Origin of the sequence: Mesorhizobium sp. M1C.F.Ca.ET.210.01.1.1 (genome assembly GCF_004791585.1) — a bacterium.
Lineage (GTDB): Bacteria > Pseudomonadota > Alphaproteobacteria > Rhizobiales > Rhizobiaceae > Mesorhizobium.
The window spans coordinates 1-1,403 of sequence record NZ_SRUU01000084.1 but is presented as its reverse complement, the minus strand read 5'-3'; the positions used below and the strand labels follow the sequence as shown (position 1 = coordinate 1,403).

The following is a 1,403-nucleotide window of genomic DNA, read 5'->3' as shown; positions in this document are numbered from 1 at the left end:
GGCCGGCGTTAGCCTACTCAACAACCCGAACGTCAATATCGACAGCGTGAAGACGGCCTCGCACTCGCAGTTCCACATGCGCTGCGATTCCGATCCGTTCAAGGATCCACGCGTGCGTCGCGCCGTGGCGCTCTGCCTTGATCGCGACAAGTTGGTTGCCGGCCTGTTTAAGGGCCGCGCTTCACCAGGCAACGACAGCCCGTTCGCTCCAGTCTACCCCTCGACTGACACGAGCGTGCCGCAGCGCAAGCAGGACTTCGCCCAGGCCAAGCAGTTAATGCAGGCGGCCGGCGTCGGCAAAGGATTCAAAGTGACCCTGACCACCGCGCGCTTCGTGGAGCTTCCCGACTATGCGCAGCTGATCCAGAATTGGGTTAAGGAGATCGGCATCGAGCTCCAACTCAACATGCTCCCCCTGGGCGCCTATTATGGCGATGCGGTGTTCGGCAAGTCGCCTTGGCTGGACTCGGTGATGGGCATCTGCGACTACGGCCATCGCGGCGCGCCGAACGTCCTGCTTTCCGCTCCGCTGACAAGCAACGGTAGCTGGAACGCCGCGCATTTCAAGAGCAAGGACTACGACACGCTGGTGTCCAGCTATATCGCGGCCCTAGATCTGGAGGCGCAGAAGGCAACGGCCGGCAAGATCCAGAACCTGCTTCTTGAGGAAACGCCTGTTATCTTCGGATACTTCTACGACGACCTGACGGTGACCGCGAAGGGCGTGTTCGGGATCAAGAAGACTGGCATGGGGCAGCTGTTCTTCGACAAAGCATCGAAGGCATGAGTCACAGCCAGCCCGTTGCGGGGCTGGCCCACAAGCTTATAACAGCCAGCTCCCTTGCGGGGGCTGGCTCCACGAGGAGTATTAGCTATTCTTTCCTTTCTCGTTAGGCGAGTCTCACTGTCGCTCGTCACGCTGTTCCTGCTCAGCATCATGGTGTTCCTGGGTGGCCAGGTGCTGCCCGGCAATGTCGGGCGGGCCATATTGGGTCCGCTTGCCGACCAGCGCGCCGTCGACACGCTCAATCACACGCTCGGCGTCGACCGTCCGCTGCTCACCCAATATGGCAGCTGGATCTGGAACTTCATCCAGGGCGACATGGGCACGTCCTATCTTTTCCGCTCGCCGGTGGCGCCCTTCGTCATCGATGCCTTGGGCAATTCGATGAAACTGGCGGCGGTCGCCTTCGTGCTGGTGGTGCCGATCGGCATCCTAGGCGGCGTCATCGCGGCGCTCAATCTCGACCGGCCGCTCGACCGCATCATCAGCCTTGGCGGCCTGTCGGTGACGGTGCTGCCCGAATTCGTCACCGGCATCATCCTGATCCTGATTTTCGGGGTCTGGCTGCGCTGGCTGCCGATTTCGGCCGCATGGCCGCGGGATGCCGGCTTGTTCACCC

2 protein-coding genes are annotated in these 1,403 nt (G+C 61.7%); both read left to right on the top strand.

The features are described 5' to 3' along the window. A partial coding sequence (locus tag EN853_RS33005; protein ID WP_245517297.1) for an ABC transporter substrate-binding protein occupies nucleotides 1–787 on the top strand: 787 nt, incomplete at its 5' end. Between the two features lie 150 nt (nucleotides 788–937). Continuing rightward, a partial coding sequence (locus EN853_RS33000; RefSeq protein WP_167508696.1) for an ABC transporter permease occupies nucleotides 938–1,403 on the top strand: 466 nt, incomplete at its 3' end.